General features: G+C 45.4%; 20 protein-coding genes. 10 read left to right on the forward strand and 10 right to left on the reverse strand.

The annotated features are described in order from the left end of the window. Nucleotides 1-2 precede the first annotated feature (2 nt). Both DWX84_RS06560 and DWX84_RS06565 read left to right on the forward strand, forming a co-directional pair. On the forward strand, nt 3-1043 hold the full coding sequence (locus tag DWX84_RS06560) for a sensor histidine kinase (protein ID WP_005862913.1): 1041 nt from the start codon (nt 3-5) through the stop codon (nt 1041-1043). After that, nucleotides 1036-1815, forward strand: coding sequence for a LytTR family DNA-binding domain-containing protein (locus DWX84_RS06565; protein WP_172618151.1), 780 nt, complete (start codon nt 1036-1038; stop codon nt 1813-1815). Before DWX84_RS06560 ends, DWX84_RS06565 begins: the two co-directional genes overlap by 8 nt. On the opposite strand, the gene DWX84_RS06570 is transcribed toward DWX84_RS06565, so the two are convergent. The 10 genes from DWX84_RS06570 to rpmB all read right to left on the reverse strand — a co-directional run bounded on the left by DWX84_RS06570 (nt 1812) and on the right by rpmB (nt 10253). Continuing rightward, on the reverse strand, nt 1812-2444 hold the full coding sequence (locus DWX84_RS06570; protein ID WP_005857615.1) for a hypothetical protein: 633 nt from the start codon (nt 2442-2444) through the stop codon (nt 1812-1814). The genes DWX84_RS06565 and DWX84_RS06570 overlap by 4 nt on opposite strands. A 75-nt stretch (nt 2445-2519) precedes the next feature. Then, on the reverse strand, nt 2520-4184 hold the full coding sequence (gene recN, locus DWX84_RS06575; protein WP_005857617.1) for a DNA repair protein RecN: 1665 nt from the start codon (nt 4182-4184) through the stop codon (nt 2520-2522). Between the two features lie 7 nt (nt 4185-4191). Continuing rightward, nucleotides 4192-5103 (reverse strand): DUF4835 family protein, encoded by a 912-nt coding sequence (locus DWX84_RS06580; protein ID WP_008772391.1) that lies wholly within the window; start codon nt 5101-5103, stop codon nt 4192-4194. Continuing rightward, nucleotides 5100-6305: a bifunctional phosphopantothenoylcysteine decarboxylase/phosphopantothenate--cysteine ligase CoaBC gene (gene coaBC, locus DWX84_RS06585; RefSeq protein ID WP_121960846.1), complete on the reverse strand. Its 1206-nt coding sequence runs from the start codon at nt 6303-6305 to the stop codon at nt 5100-5102. The genes DWX84_RS06580 and coaBC overlap by 4 nt, the downstream gene beginning before the upstream one ends. Nucleotides 6306-6354: 49 nt before the next feature. After that, nucleotides 6355-7506: an iron-containing alcohol dehydrogenase gene (locus DWX84_RS06590; RefSeq protein ID WP_121960847.1), complete on the reverse strand. Its 1152-nt coding sequence runs from the start codon at nt 7504-7506 to the stop codon at nt 6355-6357. Nucleotides 7507-7510: 4 nt separating this feature from the next. Then, complete coding sequence (locus DWX84_RS06595; protein ID WP_005857624.1) at nt 7511-8281, reverse strand: 3'-5' exonuclease; 771 nt, start codon at nt 8279-8281, stop codon at nt 7511-7513. A gap of 10 nt (nt 8282-8291) precedes the next feature. After that, nucleotides 8292-9416, reverse strand: coding sequence for a DNA polymerase III subunit beta (dnaN, locus tag DWX84_RS06600; RefSeq protein WP_005857626.1), 1125 nt, complete (start codon nt 9414-9416; stop codon nt 8292-8294). A gap of 220 nt (nt 9417-9636) precedes the next feature. Next, nucleotides 9637-9789, reverse strand: coding sequence for a DUF4295 domain-containing protein (locus tag DWX84_RS06605; RefSeq protein WP_005638125.1), 153 nt, complete (start codon nt 9787-9789; stop codon nt 9637-9639). A gap of 16 nt (nt 9790-9805) precedes the next feature. Continuing rightward, complete coding sequence (rpmG, locus tag DWX84_RS06610) at nt 9806-9994, reverse strand: 50S ribosomal protein L33 (RefSeq protein WP_005857628.1); 189 nt, start codon at nt 9992-9994, stop codon at nt 9806-9808. A gap of 19 nt (nt 9995-10013) precedes the next feature. Next, complete coding sequence (rpmB, locus tag DWX84_RS06615) at nt 10014-10253, reverse strand: 50S ribosomal protein L28 (protein ID WP_005857630.1); 240 nt, start codon at nt 10251-10253, stop codon at nt 10014-10016. 234 nt (nt 10254-10487) lie between these two features. Between rpmB and DWX84_RS06620 the strand changes: the two genes are divergently transcribed. The 8 genes from DWX84_RS06620 (at nt 10488) to DWX84_RS06655 (ending at nt 19324) form a co-directional block, all read left to right on the forward strand. Then, entirely contained in the window at nt 10488-11090 is a 603-nt protein-coding gene (locus DWX84_RS06620) for a nitroreductase family protein (RefSeq protein ID WP_036615787.1), read from the forward strand. A 14-nt stretch (nt 11091-11104) separates the two neighbouring features. Beyond that, complete coding sequence (lpdA, locus tag DWX84_RS06625) at nt 11105-12454, forward strand: dihydrolipoyl dehydrogenase (RefSeq protein WP_048928256.1); 1350 nt, start codon at nt 11105-11107, stop codon at nt 12452-12454. Between the two features lie 28 nt (nt 12455-12482). Continuing rightward, the gene (locus DWX84_RS06630; RefSeq protein WP_036630461.1) at nt 12483-13226 is read left to right on the forward strand and encodes a lipoate--protein ligase family protein; all 744 of its coding nucleotides are present in this window, start codon (nt 12483-12485) and stop codon (nt 13224-13226) included. Nucleotides 13227-13330: 104 nt separating this feature from the next. Further along, the gene (locus tag DWX84_RS06635) at nt 13331-14665 is read left to right on the forward strand and encodes a dihydrolipoamide acetyltransferase family protein (RefSeq protein WP_121960848.1); all 1335 of its coding nucleotides are present in this window, start codon (nt 13331-13333) and stop codon (nt 14663-14665) included. A 23-nt stretch (nt 14666-14688) separates the two neighbouring features. Beyond that, complete coding sequence (locus tag DWX84_RS06640; protein WP_005862955.1) at nt 14689-16722, forward strand: thiamine pyrophosphate-dependent enzyme; 2034 nt, start codon at nt 14689-14691, stop codon at nt 16720-16722. 33 nt (nt 16723-16755) lie between these two features. After that, entirely contained in the window at nt 16756-17259 is a 504-nt protein-coding gene (locus DWX84_RS06645; RefSeq protein ID WP_005857641.1) for a flavodoxin, read from the forward strand. A gap of 324 nt (nt 17260-17583) precedes the next feature. Next, on the forward strand, nt 17584-18024 hold the full coding sequence (locus DWX84_RS06650) for a MarR family winged helix-turn-helix transcriptional regulator (protein ID WP_005857644.1): 441 nt from the start codon (nt 17584-17586) through the stop codon (nt 18022-18024). Next, on the forward strand, nt 18005-19324 hold the full coding sequence (locus tag DWX84_RS06655; RefSeq protein WP_008772398.1) for a TolC family protein: 1320 nt from the start codon (nt 18005-18007) through the stop codon (nt 19322-19324). The genes DWX84_RS06650 and DWX84_RS06655 overlap by 20 nt, the downstream gene beginning before the upstream one ends. Nucleotides 19325-19336 lie beyond the last annotated feature (12 nt).

Genomic DNA, 19336 nt, shown 5'->3' on the forward strand with positions numbered 1-19336 from the left:
TCATGAAAGAAATATCATACGGGAAATCGGCATGTATCCTTTTGTTTTCGGCATTAGGGGTCTTTTCCTATTTCTTGCTGTTATATCATACGGAGCTACAAGAGCGCATCCCCGATATAAAAATTTCATTGATCGCTTTGTCCATCACGATAGCGGTATTCAACCTGTTCGGTTTCAGTTTACTGGTCAGCAGTAATTGGATGGCTACCAATTACCCATTGTATTATATCGATAAGAGCCGGATGTTATGGCATTATCTACTGGTAGCGATCCTATTGCTACTTATGAATTGTACCCTGTTTATCTCGTTGAAATGGATCACAAGCATTGGCGATCCTTTCGTGATCCGGGCAAAAGGGGCCGGTTTAGTAATAGCCGTCTGGTTCGTGGAGATGATCATTTTCAGCCTTCTCTTGATTAATTATTCGATGCGTTATACATTGAATTTATATAAGGAGAAACAAAGATTGGAAGCAGAATCTATACAAGCTAAATATACCGCTCTCCAAAGCCAGCTAAATCCTCATTTCCTGTTTAATAGCTTGAATACATTGATAGCGGAGATAGAGTATGATCCATCTACGGCGGTCAAGTTTACGCAGCATCTATCCGAGGTATACCGTTACGTGCTCCGCCAGCAACAGTGCCAGATCGTCTCTTTAAAAGAGGAGCTTGATTTTCTGGATTCCTATATATTCCTCCATCAAGTCCGGCTGGGAGATTGTTTGTCGTTGGAACGCGATCTTCCCGACAACGTCATTGACCATCAATTGCCCCCACTGACACTGCAACTACTAGCCGAGAATGTCGTGAAACATAATTATATCGACGATTTTAACCCGATGACCATACGAGTATATACTGAAAAGAACGGTCGATATCTATGCGTCAGCAATACATTACGACCTAAAAAAGTCTCAAACGCATCCGGTAAAGGATTAAAGAATTTGTCGGAGCGTTATCAATTACTATGTAAGCAGGATATCCAGATCCGAAAAAATGATCACCAATTCACCGTATCAATCCCACTTATTTATGAATAATATCCAAGTAGCCATTATCGAAGATGAGAAACCGGCCGCCCGGTTACTGGAAGGTATGATAAAGAAATTACGCCCGCAATGGGATATCATCAAGATACCCGGAAGCATCGAATCATCCGTGGCTTGGTTCGCTTTCCATCCGCATCCGGATATCGTTTTTCTGGATATCCAGTTGTCGGATGGAAATTCTTTTTTATTTATAGAACAGGCTTGTCCTACAAGTCTCATTATCTTTACGACCGCTTACGATGAATATGCGGTCCGGGCCTTTACGGTAAACAGTATTGATTATCTACTCAAACCGATACGACAAGAGAGATTGGAGGAAGCCATCCAAAAATTCGAGCATGTCACGTCTAAGTACAATCAGAAGCTCTTAGAGCAAAATGATTTATTGGAAGTACTCCATTCCCTCACGTATCCCGGCAAGAAATACAGGACCCGTTTCCTTATTTCCGGCAACGAGAAACTGATCACTTTACAGGTGGAGGATATCGCCTACTTTTATTCATTAAACAAGATCACCTTCGCTGTCACACGCCAAAACAAGGAGTACATAATCGATTTCCCGCTGGATAAACTCATGGAACAATTAGATCCCGATAAATTTTTCCGGACGAACCGGCAGACGATCATAAATATCGAATCCATCGTGAAAATAGAGCCCTATTTTCAGAATAAGGTCATTGTCCACATAAAGCCGGAACATAAAGAGAAAATATTGGTCAGCAAAGAAAAATGGGCCTCTTTCAAGCTATGGTTGAATTATTAGACCTTTCGCCCATTGCTATAATACCGTTCTTTTCTATCGTCCCGATCCTTCTTATTCTTTTTAGGTTTGGGCTTATCCGGTTTCGCTGGTTTCCGATAGTCATGACGATGGTTGTCACGATCCCAATGTCTATCTGAGTCATGCCGGTCGTCTCTCCAATGATTGTCATGGTGAATGGTACCCCAGCGGTAATTCCAATAGTTATCCTCATAGCGACGGCAGTCATGGGACGGGCGGCGATCCGGATATCTCGGATTCGCATACCATCCCCGATAATCATGGATACGTTGCGGATGCTCCCTTACAAAACGGACATATAGATTGAACTGGGCCGGAGTCAATATACGTTGGATCTTACGATCCCTTTCCATGCGCAAATCGTAAATACGACGAGCTGCCCGGTCCCAATACCGATAGTCACGGCGGGCCTCCTTCTCTATTTTCTGTCCGTACTTATGGATGATCTTATGGTATTCCGCTGCTTGGCGAGCGGGCAAATGCATCGCTTGCTCCATCCAAAGACAATTTTGACAATGCGGTTCATTCCACCCAAAACTGATCCAAAACTGGCTGTAAGCGGGTAAACTGCACAATATAGCCAACACACATAGTAAGCTGAATCGTTTCATGTCTTTTCAATTTTAAGTTAATAATAAAGCGAATCGTTTGTTCTTTTATCTAAGACTGCCCTACTTCAGAAAGGTTTAATCCTTGATACCCAACAAATCTTTCGCATTGGCAAGAGAAGCCTCTGTCAACGAGGCTCCGCTCAACATACGGGCCACCTCGTTCACACGTTCCTCCCCCTCTAATTGCTTGATACGGGTCAGCGTACGGTCTTTGGTATCCTTCTTATAAACAAAATAATGAGCTTGCCCCTTCGCCGCTATCTGAGGTAAGTGAGTGATAGCGAAAACTTGCATCTTTGTTCCGAGTTCTTGCATGATATCCCCCATTTTATCGGCGATATCACCCGATACCCCCGTATCTACCTCATCAAAGATAATAGTAGGTAAAGCGGTGAACCCGGCAATCATAGCCTTAATGCAGAGCATCAACCGGGAGATCTCACCTCCGGAAGCGGTTTGGGCTACCGGCTGCAATTCTGCGCTCTTATTGGCGGAGAACATAAATCGGATATCGTCCATTCCATCGCTCTCCGGCTCTTTGCGAGGAAGGATGTCCACACGGAAACGGGTATTCGGCATCCCCAACGGAATAATCATCTTGACCAATTGCGAGGCCATCGCCGTGGAAGCGACTTTACGCTGCTCGCTAAGCACGGAGGCCTGTTGAAGCAACTCTTTATACGAGGCATCCAATTGACTCTCTAACAAACCGATTTGCTCATCGAAAGAATCGATCGCACGCAATTGCTCTTGGTATTGATCCCGTATAGCGATCAATTCATCCACGGTGGAGACACGGTGTTTTTGCTGGAGCGTATAAAGGGTATTCAAGCGTTCATTCACCCATTCCAATCGTTCCGGGTTGAACTCTACATCTTCCTTTAAAACGTCTGTCTCGGAAGCCAGATCATTCAAGTCGATATAAGCCGAGCGGATTCGCTCGGAGATCTCCTTGGCTTTCGGGAAATATCTTTCTAAGGAATCCACGGTGGAAAGGGCTTCCTTGAGTATTTGGATGGCTCCTTGCTCCTCGCCGTCCAAGAGTTCGGTTACCTTATATAAAGAACTTTTGATCTCCTCCGCATGCGAGAGAGTTTCTTGCTCTTGCTCCAACTCATCCTGCTCATCCGGTTGAAGGTTGGCTTCGTCCAATTGTTCCAATTGAAAACGGATATAGTCTTCCTCCTGCTTGCTTTGAGCCGCTTTGTCCCTCAAATCTTTCAGTTCCCTTCGCAACGCCTGATAACGGGTAAATTCCTTCTTATAAAGAATGAGCAAGATCTCATTTTCGGCCATTACATCGATCACTTTCAGCTGGAAACGGTTATCGCCCAACAATAGGTTCTGATGCTGCGAATGGATATCGATCAAGCGGCTTCCCAACTCTTTTAAGATCGTAAGGGAAACCGGAGAATCATTGACGAAGGCACGGGATTTGCCGGAGGCATAAAGCTCCCGACGCAAGATACAGCTATCCGCGTCGTACTCAAGGTCGTTACTTAGGAAGAAAGGCTCCAACTGATATTTTGAGACATCAAATACGGCCTCGATCACACATTTATCCGAACCTTTCTTTATACTCTTACCATCCGCACGTTGTCCCAGCACCAATGACAAGGCTCCTAATATAATAGATTTTCCCGCTCCGGTCTCACCCGTTATCACCGAGAAGCCTTTATCAAAGCGGATATCCAAATTGTCTATCAAGACAAAGTTCTGTATAAATAAGGATTTCAACATAACTATTTTACCTTACTGGTTTTTGAAGCTCTTCCAAGCGAGTGGATTGTGCCGGATAGATCTCGAACAGCATCTTATAGCCCTCTTGCCGCTCTTGTGTGGTCGCTTTCGAATAAATCGCGATAATCTCATCTAATTTAGCGTCGGCGAACATTTGTAGAAGCACAGAAGTAGGCCGGGCTTTCTTTACTTCCTGCAAGGCGGGAAGCGCACCGATGATCGTCGTACGTCCGCGATCCGGATTTGCCGCCATTTCATCGAGTCCTTTCCGGTGATACGTGTACCACATTTCCCGGAAAGCGTCGGATGCGTTATCTTGCAAAGCCGTCGCTACGGCATGGCGGTTCTGGTTGCTATCAAAAGCTTTCCAGCCCGTCCACGACATCTCGGACTGGGCCATGTTCACGATTTGCTGGGCTTGCTGTATATAGGTAGTTCCACCTTTCGGGGCGAAACTATCGAAATCAAGCCCCAAGATCACATAGACGTAAAACACGATAGTGGCCGTAAGATTGCTGGTCAGCGTATTTGAGTTATAGTCCAATGGCTCTCCCTCCGTATATTCAAAATCCAACTGTTGGTCCCGGAAATTCAAAAGAGTGGTCGTATAACTGGAATTATAGACCGGACGGCGGGCTTGTATCTGGATCTCGCTCTTGAAGTTCGTCTCATCCAATTCATTCACGATAATCGTCATCGTACAATCGATCTTCTCATTGACAGCAAACGTGGCATCCGTCCATTTCCGGTTATTCACGAACTCAGTCAAGGAGTTCTGCAAGGTCGTGAAGATTTGCTTGTTAGCGGTCGCGATCTTGTCTCCGTTTACCGTGATACGGGCGTTCAACTCTTGCGCCTTCCCACAAAAAGGAGCGGCGCAAAGCATGAATAGATAAAACAGTCTTCTTACTTTTCTCATTTCAATAATGTTACCAACTTATTTACGATATCAGAGGCTACCTCCCGCTTCGTTTTGAGCGGATAGCTCGTTACTCCTCCGGCATTGTCGATAATCGTGATCTTATTGGTATCGCAACGGAAACCGGCACCTTGGTCTCGTAAAGAATTCAAGACGATGAAATCGAGATTCTTCCGCTTCAGTTTACCTTCGGCATGAGTGGCCTCGTCGTTCGTCTCCAGGGCGAACCCCACCATGACCTGTCCTTCCCGCTTGATCGCACCCAAAGAGGCGGCGATATCCGGGTTCGGAACCAAATGAAGCGTCATCTCTCCCTCTGTTTCCCGTTTGATCTTCTGCTCGGAAGCATTCTCCGGACGGTAATCGGCGACAGCGGCACATAATATGGCAGCATCGCTACTCGGGAATGCGGTTATCGCCGCTTGGTACATTTCCCCGGCAGACTCAACATCGATTCGTTTAATAGCCGGATGATGTGTTTTTAAAGAGACTGGACCAGCGACCAAAGTCACCTCCGCCCCTCTCTCCGCACAAGCTTCCGCTAAAGCGAACCCCATCTTACCGGAAGAGTAATTACCTATAAAACGTACGGGATCTATCTTTTCATATGTCGGACCTGCTGTTATTAAGATCTTTTTTTTTTCAAGATCTTTTTGAGCGAAAAAGAAGTCTTCCAAAACCTCGATAATCTTATCGGGTTCTTCCATCCGGCCTTTACCAACCAAATGGCTCGCCAATTCCCCCTCGGCAGGTTCGATAATCCGGTTACCGAATGAACGCAAGCGCTCCAGATTCTGTTGGGTACTCGGATGAGCGAACATATCTAAATCCATGGCCGGAGCCACGAATACAGGGGATTTGCAAGAAAGATAAGTAGTTATCAGCATATTATCGGCGATTCCGTTCGCCATCTTACCGATCGTGGAAGCGGTAGCCGGAGCAATCAACATGGCATCCGCCCAAAGCCCCAGATCCACATGGCTATTCCATGTACCATCCCTATTGGAAAAAAACTCGCTGATTACAGGGTGGCTACTCAACGTCGATAACGTAAGCGGAGTGATAAACTCTTTTCCCGCCGGCGTGATAACCACTTGTACCTCGGCTCCTTTTTTCACCAATCCCCGGATGATATAAGCGGCTTTGTATGCGGCTATACTCCCCGTAATCCCTAATATAATATGTTTATCTTTCAATGTCATATATCGAATCAATTTATCTTTGCCAGTAGAGACGTAGCACGTTGCGTCTCTACAACCTCAACAAAAGAATCTCTTTGGCTACTTTTGAGTTTATATTGCCATATTCGCCAAGTTTCCATCCCATTCGATCGATAGGTTCCACCAAAGCATCCAAGTCGGACTCCTTGATCCCATAGTCGGAAAGACGGGTCTTTAATCCCATGAAATGGAAAAAATCTTCCGTAGCCTCTATTGACTTTTGCGCCTTTTCATCGGCAGATCCTTCGGTAATACCAAATACGACCTCTCCCATCCGGATCAGTTTCGCCGTTTTCTCCTTACGCATATAGGTCATGACACCCGGCAAGATAACCGCCAAAGTCTGGGCATGATCCAAGCCGAACTGCGCCGTCAATGCATATCCCATACGGTGTGAGGACCAGTCTTGGGGTACTCCTTGGCCAATCCAACAGTTCAAGGCATTCGTAGCCGCCCACATCAAATTAGCACGAATATCATAATCATTCGGGTTTTGCAAGACCTTGCGGCCTTCTTCCACGATTGTCTTCATCAATCCCTCGGCAAAATAATCTTGAACCTTAGCGTTCACCGGATAAGTCAGGTATTGCTCGACCACATGGATAAACGAATCAACGACACCGTTAGCCACCTGTCGCTCTGGTAAAGAATAAGTTACCTGCGGATCTAAGATAGCGAACTTAGGGAACACCAACGGAGACATGAAATTCAATTTCTCATGAACAGATTCCCGGGAAATTACCGCCCGTTCATTCATTTCCGAACCGGTAGCGGCCAAAGTCAGCACTACTCCTAAAGGAAGCGCTTTCTTTATCACGCCACCTTTCGACAAGATATCCCAAGGATCTCCCTCGAAAAACGTAGCCGAAGCGATAAATTTCGTAGCGTCGATCACTGATCCGCCGCCTACCGCCAGCAAGAAATCGATATTCTCCCTCTTCACCAACTCAACAGCCTTCATACAAGTCTCATAACGGGGATTCGCCTCGATACCACCAAACTCATAGGTATGGAAGTCTTTCAAAGCTGCCGTCACCTGCTCATAAATGCCATTTTTCTTAATGCTACCGCCACCGTATACCACCAGAACCTTACTTCCTTCTGGAATTAACGCAGACAAACGGGCAATACTTCCTTTGCCGAACACAACCTTTACAGGATTGCAAAACTCAAAATTATTCATCGCCTTATTTTGAATTAAAGTCTCTCAAACGGATCTCTGTCAACATTTTCTTCGTATTCAACGGGAAATCGCCATTCATGATCCAAGAATAATAACCCGGATCCGACTTCAAGATCTCCGTTACCAAACGGCCTTTATACTTACCGAAGTTAATAACCTCCTCGCCTTTATCGTTGTAAACCATACGTCCGGCGAAATCCACATTATTCGAGTAGCAGGAATATTGGGAAAGGAAAGCTACGTCATTCTTCAAATCCGGATAGCGATCCAGCTGCGCTTTCAACACCTCATACGTAGCCAACGTATCAGCCTCAGCCGTATGAGCGTTCTCCAAGCTTTTATTGCAATAGAATTTATAAGCGGCAGATAACGTACGTTGCTCCATCTTATGGAAAATCGTCTGTACATCGATAAATTTGCGCCGGTTCAAATCGATATCCACACCCGCACGCAGAAACTCCTCGGCAAGCATGGGTATATCAAAACGGTTGGAATTATATCCGGCCAAATCACAACCCTCGATCTGGGTTGCCAAAGATTTAGCGATCTCCTTAAAGGTCGGACAATCTTTTACATCTTCATCGGTTATGCCATGAATAGCGGTAGATTCGGGGGGAATAGGCATACCGGGATTTATCCGGCGTGTCTTCGTTTCTTCTTTCCCATTTGGGAAGACCTTCACGTAGGAAATCTCTACGATACGGTCCTTTACGATATTTATACCCGTGGTCTCTAAATCAAAAAAGACCAGCGGGTTCCTTAAGTTTAACTGCATTATTTATTTATTAGTCATTCAACATCATCGGCATCAGCAACATGAGCAAGTCCTCGTCCTCATCATTCTCAGAAGGAACGATCAAGCCGGCACGTGAAGGGTCCGCTAATTCTAATACAACCTCTTCCGAGCTGATATTTCCAAGGATCTCGATCAGATATGTAGCCTTAAAACCGATGCTTAACTCCGTCCCGTCAAACTGACAAACAATACGCTCTTCCGCAGAAGTGGAGAAATCGATATCTTGGGCGGAAACCGTAATCAAGCTATCCTTCAAGTGCAACTTCACCAAGCTGCTCGCCGGATTAGAAAAGACAGAAACACGCTTTAAAGCATTCAAGAAAGAGATACGATCGATCGTTACCTTAAACGGGTTTTCTTGAGGAATCACACTATTATAGTTCGGGTAACGCCCCTCAATCAAACGACAAACCATCTCGAAGTTCGTGCAAGTAATATACGCATTGTTATCATCAAACTTAATCAATACTTGCTCCGACTCCTTCGCCAACAAATTCTTCAATAAATTAGCCGGCTTCTTCGGCAAAATGAAAGAAGCCCGTTCCGGGGATTTCACCGCCAAGTTACGCAAGCGAACCAATTTATGTCCGTCTGATGCCACGAACGTCAAATCATCCGTATGGATATCGAAATAGACACCATTCATTACAGGGCGAAGCTCATCATCGGCCGTGGCGAACAAGGAACGACTGATGCCGTTTAACAGCATCTGGGCATCCATCGAGATAGAGATAGCGTTATCATTCAACGGCTTCTGCTGCGGATATGTGTCCCCTTTCTGACCGATAAAATTATACTTACCATTCTGGAAATGAATGAAAATCTCCAAATTCTCATCATTGATATCAAAAGTAAGCGGTTGTTCGGGAAGCTCTTTCAGCGGATCGAGCAGTATCTTGGCGGAAACCGCAAAGAGTCCGGCACCTTGGGCATTCATGACGTCTACGGAAGTCACCAACCGGGTCTCGGCATCGGAAGCTGTCACCGTAAGCGTATTTCCTTCTAGGTTAAAAAGGAAGCTGTCCAGAATCGGTAAAGAGTTCTTGGAAGCGATAACCTTGCTTATAGACTGTAAACGTGATAATAGCGCAGTGCTGGATACATCGAATCTCATAGCTTTAATTATTTTATCTTGTTATATTATTATTTCACACAAACTACCATTTGGATGGGAAGAGACACGGCATGCCTCATCTCGACAAATTAACCCAACAAAATTAAGAAAATATTTTATTTGTAACCAACTATACTTTCAAAAGTTTAGGGTACAAAAAAAGCTTCCCTCCGCTTTATCGGAGAGAAGCCTCTTATATTCTTTATTATTCGCTACTTAATTATTTAGCGAAATAATCTTTTACTGCTTCGTTAGGGATCATTTCTTCTTGGAAGATGTATGCACCTGTTTTCGGAGACTTAACCATTTTAATCACTTTGGAATAAGTACGACCGTCACCTTTCTTAAATGTTGCAACTGCTTTTTTTGCCATCGTTTAAAATCTCCTATTACTTAATTTCTTTGTGTAACGTCATCTTCTTCAAAACCGGATTGTATTTCATCAATTCCAATCTCTGAGTAGTATTCTTTCTATTCTTCGTAGTGATATAGCGAGACATACCCGGCATTCCACTTTCCTTGTGCTCTGTACACTCAAGGATTACCTGTACTCTATTTCCTTTTGCTTTTTTTGCCATTTTCTATATCCTCCACAAATTATGCGTTCAAATAACCTTTTTCAGCCGCCATCTTGATAGCCGCATCCAAACCTAACTTATTGATTGTACGTAAGCCAGCCGCAGATATATTCAAGCTAACCCAGCAATCCTGCTCTACCCAGTAGAACTTCTTCGTAAACAGGTTGACATTGAACTTACGTTTCGTTCTTCTCTTTGAGTGAGAAACGTTGTTTCCAACCATTGCTCTCTTTCCAGTAATTTGACAAATTTTAGACATTTCTAATCTGTTCTTTTAAATTATACGAAATTTAAGTCAACTCCTGCTATGTGTCTTCCCTTTCTGAACTAGCATCATGAACAAAAACGAAGATTCTAATAGAGTCTTATCTTTACAGGGTGCAAAGGTAAGAATTATTTTGATTTATCCGCAAGAATTCTCAAATATTTTTTCCTCAACAAATCATGTCTTAAATTAGTTATAGGTATATAACAACATAACATGATATTCATTATGGCAAGAAGTTTTAAAGAAGCGATCCAGCATCGCCGGACACATTATGGAATAGGTAACAACTCTCCCATTTCCGACAACGAGATTCATGAGATTATTAAGACAGCGGTCACTCACGTTCCCTCCGCATTCAATTCGCAGTCTACGAGAATCGTACTGCTACTGGGTGAAAGCCACAAGAAGCTTTGGGAAATCGTAAAAGACACGCTTCGTAAAATCGTCCCCGCCGAAGCCTATAAGGCTACCGAGGCAAAGATAGATAATTCTTTCGAGGCTGGCTATGGCACGGTCCTCTTTTTCGAGGATACAGCGGTAGTAGAAGGCTTACAGAAGCAATTTCCTTCTTATAAAGAGAATTTCCCGGTATGGTCCCAACAGACATCGGCTATGCATCAATTCGCGGTATGGACTATGCTGGAAGACGCCGGCTTCGGCGCTTCTTTGCAACATTACAACCCGTTGATCGACGAGGCGGTCGCTAAACAATGGCATATCAATCCGAACTGGAAACTGATCGCCGAGATGCCGTTCGGAACCTCTACCCAGGAACCGGGAGAAAAACAATTCGCTCCATTAGAGGAACGAATTTTAGTATTCAAATAATTATAATAATGTATATGGAATATGACATAGCAATCATAGGCGGTGGACCTGCGGGTTACACCGCCGCCGAAAGGGCTTCGGAGAATGGATTAAAAACGATCCTTTTCGAGAAGAACGCTATCGGTGGCGTCTGCCTAAACGAGGGATGTATCCCGACAAAAACTCTTTTATACTCCGCCAAGATACTAGACAGTATCAAAAGTGCCTCCAAATATGGTATAGTGGCGATGAAAGACCCAAGTTTCGACTTGGCAAAGATTATCGACCGGAAGAACAAGACCGTCCGTAAACTTACGCTCGGGGTAAAAGCCCGGCTTACGGGTAACGGCGTCACCATTGTAGAAGGAGAGGCACGAATCACCGGAGAGGAGTTTGGAAATATACGGATTCACTGTGATGGAAAAGAGTATTTAGTGAAGAATGTGTTAGTATGCACAGGCTCTGAAACCGTGATCCCTCCTATCAAAGGGTTATCAGAGGTCAAGTATTGGACTTCCCGGGAAGCCCTTGATCTCAACGATTTGCCAAAATCGTTAGCGATTATCGGTGGTGGCGTGATCGGAATGGAGTTCGCCTCATTCTTTAACAGTATGGGCGTAAAGGTGAAGGTAATCGAGATGCTACCCGAGATATTAGGGAATATGGATAAAGAAACCTCAGCGATGCTTCGATCCGAGTATAAGAAAAAAGGCGTAGAGTTTTTCTTGAATACCAAAGTTACAGAGGTATCGGCAGAGAAAGTCTTTGTTGAGAAAAACGGTAAGGCAGACACGATTGAAGCCGATAAAATATTGGTGAGCGTGGGCCGCCGTCCGATTACAAAGAGTCTGGGACTCGAAAATCTAGCGATCGAAATACAAGGGGCCGGCGTAAAGGTAAACGAACATATGCTGACTTCCCATCCACATGTATATGCGGCTGGAGATATTACCGGTTTTTCCCTGCTGGCACATACGGCTTACCGGGAAGCGGAAGTTGCCATACACCATATCCTAGGCATACCGGACGAGATGAGCTATAAAGCCATTCCGGCGGTAGTTTATACGAATCCGGAATTGGCGAGCGTGGGTAAGACAGAAGAGGAATTGGTAGCGAACGGGGAAAGTTTTCGTGTTCAAAAGATCCCGATGACCTATTCCGGACGTTTCGTCGCAGAGAACGAGAATAGTAATGGTTTATGTAAACTGATCACGGACGACGAGGATCGTATCATCGGTTGCCATCTACTAGGGAATCCGGCATCCGAGATTATCGTCACCGCCGGAATCGCTGTCGAGAATGGTTATACAGTCGATGAATTTAAGAAAAATATTTTCCCGCATCCGACAGTCAGTGAGATCCTCCACGAAAGTTTATATATCTAATAAAACGCCTAACTAAAACAGTTTCCTGATGCTTTGCATTCACAATACACAAACGGATCCATACTTCAATTTGGCCGCCGAAGAGTATCTGCTCAAGAATTTCAAAGAGAATATTTTCATGCTTTGGCAGAATGAACCATCAATCGTGATCGGTAAGCATCAGGATGTATGGGCCGAGGTAAATCTCAAATTCGTACAAGACCAACAAATCAAGATAGCACGCAGGTTTTCCGGTGGTGGTGCCGTTTACCATGATCCGGGAAACCTGAATCTTACATTTATAGAGACCGGCCAGATTATGCAGACCGACAAATATACCATCCAGATCATGAATTTTCTCAAGACATTGGGAGTACATGTCGAGGTGGATGAACGGAAAGGATTAACTATCGGAGGATTTAAAATATCGGGTAGCGCACAGAGTATCCATAAGAATCGGTATATGCACCATGCTACCTTATTGTTTTCCACCGATCTGGATAGGCTCGTCACCTCCTTGAAAAGTACATCCCGTCAAACACCAAAGAAAACAGGAGGTAAACGATCGACATTCGTTAAATCTGTACGGAGTCCGGTCACGAATATCAGCGCCCATCTTCCGGCTTCTATCTCCATCCAGCATTTTAAGAAAGCGCTTCTTTACTATTTCACGATCAATAATCCCGGCATACAGGATTATTCCTTCACGCAAGCAGACTTGGAAGCCATCTATCGGCTTAAAGAGCAGAAATATGCTACAGCCAGCTGGAACTTTAACACTTATACACTATAATACAGAAACTTACCTTCTTGATCTTTGTTCTTATTATATACCGTTTGTAGAGACGGGGCACGCCCCGTCTCCCCACTATATAACAGTAATTAAAAAATCAAAATATGGCTACATTTGAGATAAAGATGCCTAAGTTGGGCGAAAGTATTACAGAAGGAACCATCATCTCATGGTCGGTAAAGGTAGGTGATACCGTAGAGGAAGATGATGTCCTTTTCGAAGTAAGCACAGCGAAAGTAAGCGCTGAGATTCCATCCCCCGTTGAGGGAAAAGTAAAACAACTTCTTTTTAATGAGGGAGACACCGTAGCGGTCGGTACAGTCGTAGCGATCCTTGAGATCGAAGGTGAAGGAGAGGATAACGGAGCTCAGCCGGAAACCTCGGAGGCTCCTCAACCGAAAGAACAAGTCCCCGCTCCCGTCCCAGAGGAATTATCAAAGAATTCCCAAGAGGAAGATCGTTGGTATTCTCCCGTCGTATTGCAATTAGCGAAAGCTGCCGGTGTATCGCAAGATGAACTGGATCATATTCCGGGTACCGGATATCTGGGACGTCTCAGTAAGAAAGATATTCAAACGTATATCGATCACAAAAATAAAGGTACGGAAATGCCGAAGCCGAAACAGGCTCCTGTTTCTTCCATGCAGCAAACGGCTACGAGCACGCCAACAATTACGGTAGCGCCGCCGACCGCTCCTTCCATGCCTATGACAGCGGCCACTCCATCTGCTCCACTCGCCCAAGGAGACGAGGTGAGAGAAATGGATCGTGTACGTAAGATCATTGCGGACCATATGGTATTATCGAAAAAAGTATCTCCGCATGTGACGTCGGTTATCGAGGTAGACGTGACCCGACTGGTTAACTGGCGTAAAAAAGTGAAGGATCAATTCTTCAAGCAAGAAGGCATCAACCTAACTTATATGCCGGCTATTACCGAAGCGACCGCCAAAGCGTTGAAAGCCTATCCATTAGTAAATTCATCCGTGGACGGTTACAATATCATCCTAAAGAAGCCTATTAATATAGGTATAGCGGTTTCCTTAAACGACGGAAATTTAATTGTCCCGGTTATACACGATGCCGATAAGTTGAACCTAAGTGGCCTCGCCTCACAAATAGATACCTTGGCGGCTAAAGCCCGTGAGAATAAGCTCGCCCCGGATAGCATCCAAGGCGGAACATTCACGATTACGAATTTCGGAACCTTCAAGAGTCTGTTCGGCACCCCGATCATCAATCAGCCTCAAGTAGCGATCCTAGCCGTCGGTTATATCGAGAAGAAGCCTGCGGTAGTAGAGACGCCCGAGGGAGATACGATCGCTATCCGTCACAAGATGTACCTCTCACTCTCCTACGATCATCGTATCGTGGACGGAGCTTTGGCGGGAGCCTTTTTACGTTCCATCGCCGACGAACTAGAGAATTGGAACGCTTAATACATTATATATAATAGAACAACATGAAAAAGTATGATATAAAAACAACAGATAAGGAGACTCTCAGGAAATGGTTTTACCTTATGACACTCGGAAGGGCGATCGATGAGAAGGCTCCCTCCTATTTATTGCAATCTCTCGGCTGGTCTTATCATGCCCCGTATGCCGGGCACGACGGGATACAACTCGCCATGGGACAAGTATTCGATAAGGACACGGACTTTCTCTTCCCCTATTACCGGGATATGTTGACGGTTCTCTCGGCGGGAATGACTGCCGAGGAGATCATCCTGAACGGTATCTCCAAGGCGACCGATCTGACCAGTGGCGGCCGCCACATGTCTAACCACTTCTCTAAGATGGAATGGCATATCGAGAACGTTTCTTCCGCTACGGCGACTCACGATCTCCATGCCGCCGGCGTGGCACGGGCGATGGTTTACTATGGACAGAAAGGCGTAGCGATTACCTCGCACGGTGAATCGGCCGCTTCCGAAGGCTATGTGTATGAGGCAATCAATGGCGCCAGCAATGAGCGACTGCCGGTTATCTTTGTCTTCCAAGACAATGGATATGGTATCTCTGTCCCCAAAAAGGACCAGACGGCCAATCGTAAAGTTGCCGATAACTTCTCTGGCTTCAAGAATTTACGTATTATCCATTGCAATGGAAAAGACGTGTTCGATTCCATGAATGCCATGACCGAGGCCAAAGAGTACGCGATCGCCAACCGGACTCCCGTAATCGTTCAGGCCAATTGCGTACGGATAGGCTCCCACTCAAACTCCGATAAACATACCTTGTATCGTGATGAGAACGAGCTTACCTATGTAAAATCCGCCGATCCTTTATACAAATTCCATCGCATGCTGATTCGTTACGGACGTTTCACCGAGGAAGAATTGAAAGAGATCGCGGATCTAGCGGCTAAAGACCTGAAAGCCGCCAATCGGAAAGCGATGGCCGCCCCCGATCCCGATCCGTCTACCGTCAAGGATTACGTCCTCCCGGAACCTTATCAACCTCAAAAATACAAAGAAGGTGTTCAAAACGAGGAAGGAGAGAAAGAAACGCTAGTTACGGCGATCAACAAGACGTTGAAAGCGGAGTTCCGGCACAACCCGGATACGTTTATCTGGGGACAGGATGTAGCCAATAAAGAAAAGGGTGGCGTATTCAACATCACCAAAGGCATGCAGCAAGAATTCGGTATCGAGCGAGTCTTCAACGCCCCTATCGCCGAGGATTATATCGTAGGGACAGCGAACGGTATGTGCCGCTTTGACCCGAAGATCCATGTAGTGATCGAGGGCGCGGAATTCGCCGATTACTTCTGGCCGGCCGTCGAGCAATACGTGGAATGTACGCATGAGTATTGGCGCAGCAACGGGCAATTTACCCCAAACATCACTTTGCGCCTAGCCTCCGGAGGCTATATCGGAGGAGGGCTTTATCATTCCCAGACCATTGAGGGCGCATTGACCTCATTACCCGGTGCCCGGATTGTTTATCCCTCTTTCGCAGATGATGCCGCCGGACTGTTGCGGACGAGTATGCGTTCTAAAGGCTTTACGCTCTATCTGGAACCGAAAGCGCTCTACAACGCAGTAGAAGCCTCCACCTTTGTCCCCGAGGATTTCGAGGTTCCGTTTGGGAAAGCCCGCATACGCCGTCCGGGAAAAGATCTGACAATCATCACTTATGGCAATACGACCCATCTTTGCCTCAACGTAGCCGAGCTTCTTTACAAAGAAAAAGGCTGGGAACTGGAGGTTATCGATCTTCGTACCTTGATACCATTGGATAAAGAGGCGATCTTCAACTCGGTGAAGAAAACCAGTAAAGTATTGATCGTACATGAGGACAAGGTCTTCTCTGGCTTCGGAGCGGAAATTGCCGGCATCATCGGCTCGGAACTATTCCAGTACTTGGATGCTCCGATCCAACGGGTAGGTTCCCTATTCACTCCGGTTGGTTTCCATCCGGTCTTGGAACGGGCCATCCTCCCCAACGAGGAGACCATCTATCATGCGGCAAAAGAACTGCTGCTTTATTAGATCCACATTCGTTAAATCTTTAAAAGTATCACAATGAAAACAGGATTATTTTACGGAACGGGCACAGAGAAAACAACCTTTGTCGCCAATAAAATAAGAAAAGCTTTCGGGGAGGATCAGATCGATATCATCCCTATTGAAAGCGCATGGAAAAGAGATTTCGAGGCTTACGACCATATAATCGCAGGAACCTCTACTTGGTTCGATGGCGAGCTTCCCACCTATTGGGACGAGATCATCCCGGAACTGGTCACTTTAGACCTTAAAAATAAGAAGGTCGCTATTTTCGGTCTTGGAGATCAAACGAATTATCCGGATAATTTCGCCGATGGAGTCGGCATATTGGCAGACGCTTTCACCTCCTGTGGAGCGACTTTAGTAGGCGAGACCTCTTCGGATGATTATTTCTTTAATGCCTCCAAAGCCTTGAAAAATGGCAAACTACTAGGCTTAGTCCTCGATTTGGAAAACCAACCGGATCAAACCGACAAACGAATCGAGCGATGGGTGAAGCAATTGAAGGAGGCGTTTGGATAAAGAAGAATGCATCTTAAACTCGTAAACGAGAACTAAACAGAAAGCGTAACGAATCACTCCACGGGTTTGTTACGCCTTCATTCTATACACCTGTCTTTCATACACATACTGTGCCAACATCTGCCATCGCCTTGGCACAGCTGTGCCACGCTGATGGCATACCCGTGCCATAGTGATGGCAAGCCCGTGCCACGCCGATGGCAAAGCTGTGCCACCTAGATGGCAAACATACTTTATTAGCGAGACGCTAATTAGTTAAATATTTGACTAATCCGAGAAAAAACGCTATCTTCGCGCCCAGCAAGTTTAAAAGAATTATAAGTAATGGTAGAAGGTAAAGAATTCCGGGAACTTATGTTACAAGTTGTCCGCACACGCATGGCATTTCGTCGGTCTATGCAACGAACGCTGAAAAAGAACAACGCCGGTATAACATTTGAGATGCTTCAAATCTTGAGTTGCCTATGGCACGAACAAGGTATCACCCAACAGGTCTTGGCAGAGAGAACGGCAAAGGATAAGGCTTGTCTGACAAACCTAATGAACAATTTAGAGAAGAAAGGCTACGTCCATCGGAAAGAAGATCCCGAGGACCGGAGGAACAAACTGGTTTTCCTAACCCCGGAAGGAGAAGAATTCAAAAAGCAAATTCGCCCGATCCTTGATCAGGTTTATGTACATGCGGAGCATATTATCGGAATAGAGAACGTAGAAACCATGTTATCCGAATTAAAAGCAGTACATAATGTCCTTGAGAATATATAAAAAGCACGTATTGAGCCTCTTTTGTATGACGGTCGCTACATTTCCGGCAATCGCCCAAACCGATTCGCTCTTTTTGACCATCGACCAGCTTTTCGAGAGAGGCGTACGGCATAGTCTGCAGATCCAAGCAGACGTCTTAAAAGAATCGATAGCGCAAGAGAGAACCCATACGGCACGTTCCGCACAATTGCCAGACCTGCAAATCGGCTTGAAAGGTGGATATGTAGGGCAACCGATCCTCTTTGAGCAAGGACTCGCCCATCCGACTCGCCCGGAAGCGCCCGATTGGTCCCAGAACTATGCCATCGACCTTACCCAACCGATATATCAAGGCGGTAAAATCCGGTATTCCATTCGGAAAGCGGATCTGGAGAAAGAAGTCGCCTCTTTACAAACGCTCACAGACCAGAGTGAGATCAAGCTCGGTCTATTAAACCAATACATCGGTCTTTTCAGCCTGTTTAAACAACGTGAGGTGCTTTCCCGTAATATCGAGGAATCGGAACGCCGCCTGCAAGATATCCGGCGTATGAAAAAAGAGGGACTGATAACCAATAACGACGTATTAAGAAGCGAGATGCAATTAACCAACGACCGCCTATCCTTGCAAGAAACGGATAATAGCCTCATACTGGTATCACAGCAATTGGATATCCTGATCGGTCTCGATGAAAATCTATTGCTCAAACCAGATACCACGTTACTGGACCAAACCGTATCTTTAGAAACTTACGAAGATTATGTAGCCCAAGCCTATTCCAATGATCCGGCGATACGTCTACTCCGGAAACAAACAGAGTTAGCCCAAAATGATATACGTTTGACTAAAGCCTCCTCGCTACCCAGCCTATCGCTATATGCGTCGAACACATTGGCACGTCCAGTCTCCCGAACATTAGCGGATATGTACAATAACAACTGGAACATAGGGCTGTCGCTCTCCTACCCTTTATCCTCTTTATATAAAAACAACCATAAGATAAAGGAAAGCAAATGGATGGTCTCGTTACATAAAAACGAGGAGGAACAGAAAAAGCAGAAAATCCGTATGGAAGTACGCACCGCATTCTTACGTCATAAGGAGGCTCTACAAGAAGTGGAAGCCTTGAAGTTATCCGTACGGCAAGCTCAAGAGAACTATAGGATCATGCAAAACCGGTATTTAAACCAATTGGCGATCCTAACCGACTTACTCGACGCGAACTCGGTTCTCCTCAACGCGGAGCTACAGCTCACGAATGCCCGTACCCACGTGATTTACACTTACTATCAACTACAGAAGGCTTGCGGCCGTCTCTAAAAAGAAACAACG

It is taken from the genome of Parabacteroides sp. AF21-43 (assembly GCF_003635435.1).
GTDB lineage: Bacteria > Bacteroidota > Bacteroidia > Bacteroidales > Tannerellaceae > Parabacteroides > Parabacteroides distasonis.

Coding starts and splice junctions, on each gene's coding strand:
- DWX84_RS06560 (WP_005862913.1), top strand. CDS start 3: ATGAAAGAAATATCATACGGGAAATCGGCATGTATCCTTTTGTTTTCG.
- DWX84_RS06565 (WP_172618151.1), top strand. CDS start 1,036: ATGAATAATATCCAAGTAGCCATTATCGAAGATGAGAAACCGGCCGCC.
- DWX84_RS06570 (WP_005857615.1), bottom strand. CDS start 2,444: ATGAAACGATTCAGCTTACTATGTGTGTTGGCTATATTGTGCAGTTTA.
- recN (WP_005857617.1), bottom strand. CDS start 4,184: ATGTTGAAATCCTTATTTATACAGAACTTTGTCTTGATAGACAATTTG.
- DWX84_RS06580 (WP_008772391.1), bottom strand. CDS start 5,103: ATGAGAAAAGTAAGAAGACTGTTTTATCTATTCATGCTTTGCGCCGCT.
- coaBC (WP_121960846.1), bottom strand. CDS start 6,305: ATGACATTGAAAGATAAACATATTATATTAGGGATTACGGGGAGTATA.
- DWX84_RS06590 (WP_121960847.1), bottom strand. CDS start 7,506: ATGAATAATTTTGAGTTTTGCAATCCTGTAAAGGTTGTGTTCGGCAAA.
- DWX84_RS06595 (WP_005857624.1), bottom strand. CDS start 8,281: ATGCAGTTAAACTTAAGGAACCCGCTGGTCTTTTTTGATTTAGAGACC.
- dnaN (WP_005857626.1), bottom strand. CDS start 9,416: ATGAGATTCGATGTATCCAGCACTGCGCTATTATCACGTTTACAGTCT.
- DWX84_RS06605 (WP_005638125.1), bottom strand. CDS start 9,789: ATGGCAAAAAAAGCAGTTGCAACATTTAAGAAAGGTGACGGTCGTACT.
- rpmG (WP_005857628.1), bottom strand. CDS start 9,994: ATGGCAAAAAAAGCAAAAGGAAATAGAGTACAGGTAATCCTTGAGTGT.
- rpmB (WP_005857630.1), bottom strand. CDS start 10,253: ATGTCTAAAATTTGTCAAATTACTGGAAAGAGAGCAATGGTTGGAAAC.
- DWX84_RS06620 (WP_036615787.1), top strand. CDS start 10,488: ATGGCAAGAAGTTTTAAAGAAGCGATCCAGCATCGCCGGACACATTAT.
- lpdA (WP_048928256.1), top strand. CDS start 11,105: ATGGAATATGACATAGCAATCATAGGCGGTGGACCTGCGGGTTACACC.
- DWX84_RS06630 (WP_036630461.1), top strand. CDS start 12,483: ATGCTTTGCATTCACAATACACAAACGGATCCATACTTCAATTTGGCC.
- DWX84_RS06635 (WP_121960848.1), top strand. CDS start 13,331: ATGGCTACATTTGAGATAAAGATGCCTAAGTTGGGCGAAAGTATTACA.
- DWX84_RS06640 (WP_005862955.1), top strand. CDS start 14,689: ATGAAAAAGTATGATATAAAAACAACAGATAAGGAGACTCTCAGGAAA.
- DWX84_RS06645 (WP_005857641.1), top strand. CDS start 16,756: ATGAAAACAGGATTATTTTACGGAACGGGCACAGAGAAAACAACCTTT.
- DWX84_RS06650 (WP_005857644.1), top strand. CDS start 17,584: ATGGTAGAAGGTAAAGAATTCCGGGAACTTATGTTACAAGTTGTCCGC.
- DWX84_RS06655 (WP_008772398.1), top strand. CDS start 18,005: ATGTCCTTGAGAATATATAAAAAGCACGTATTGAGCCTCTTTTGTATG.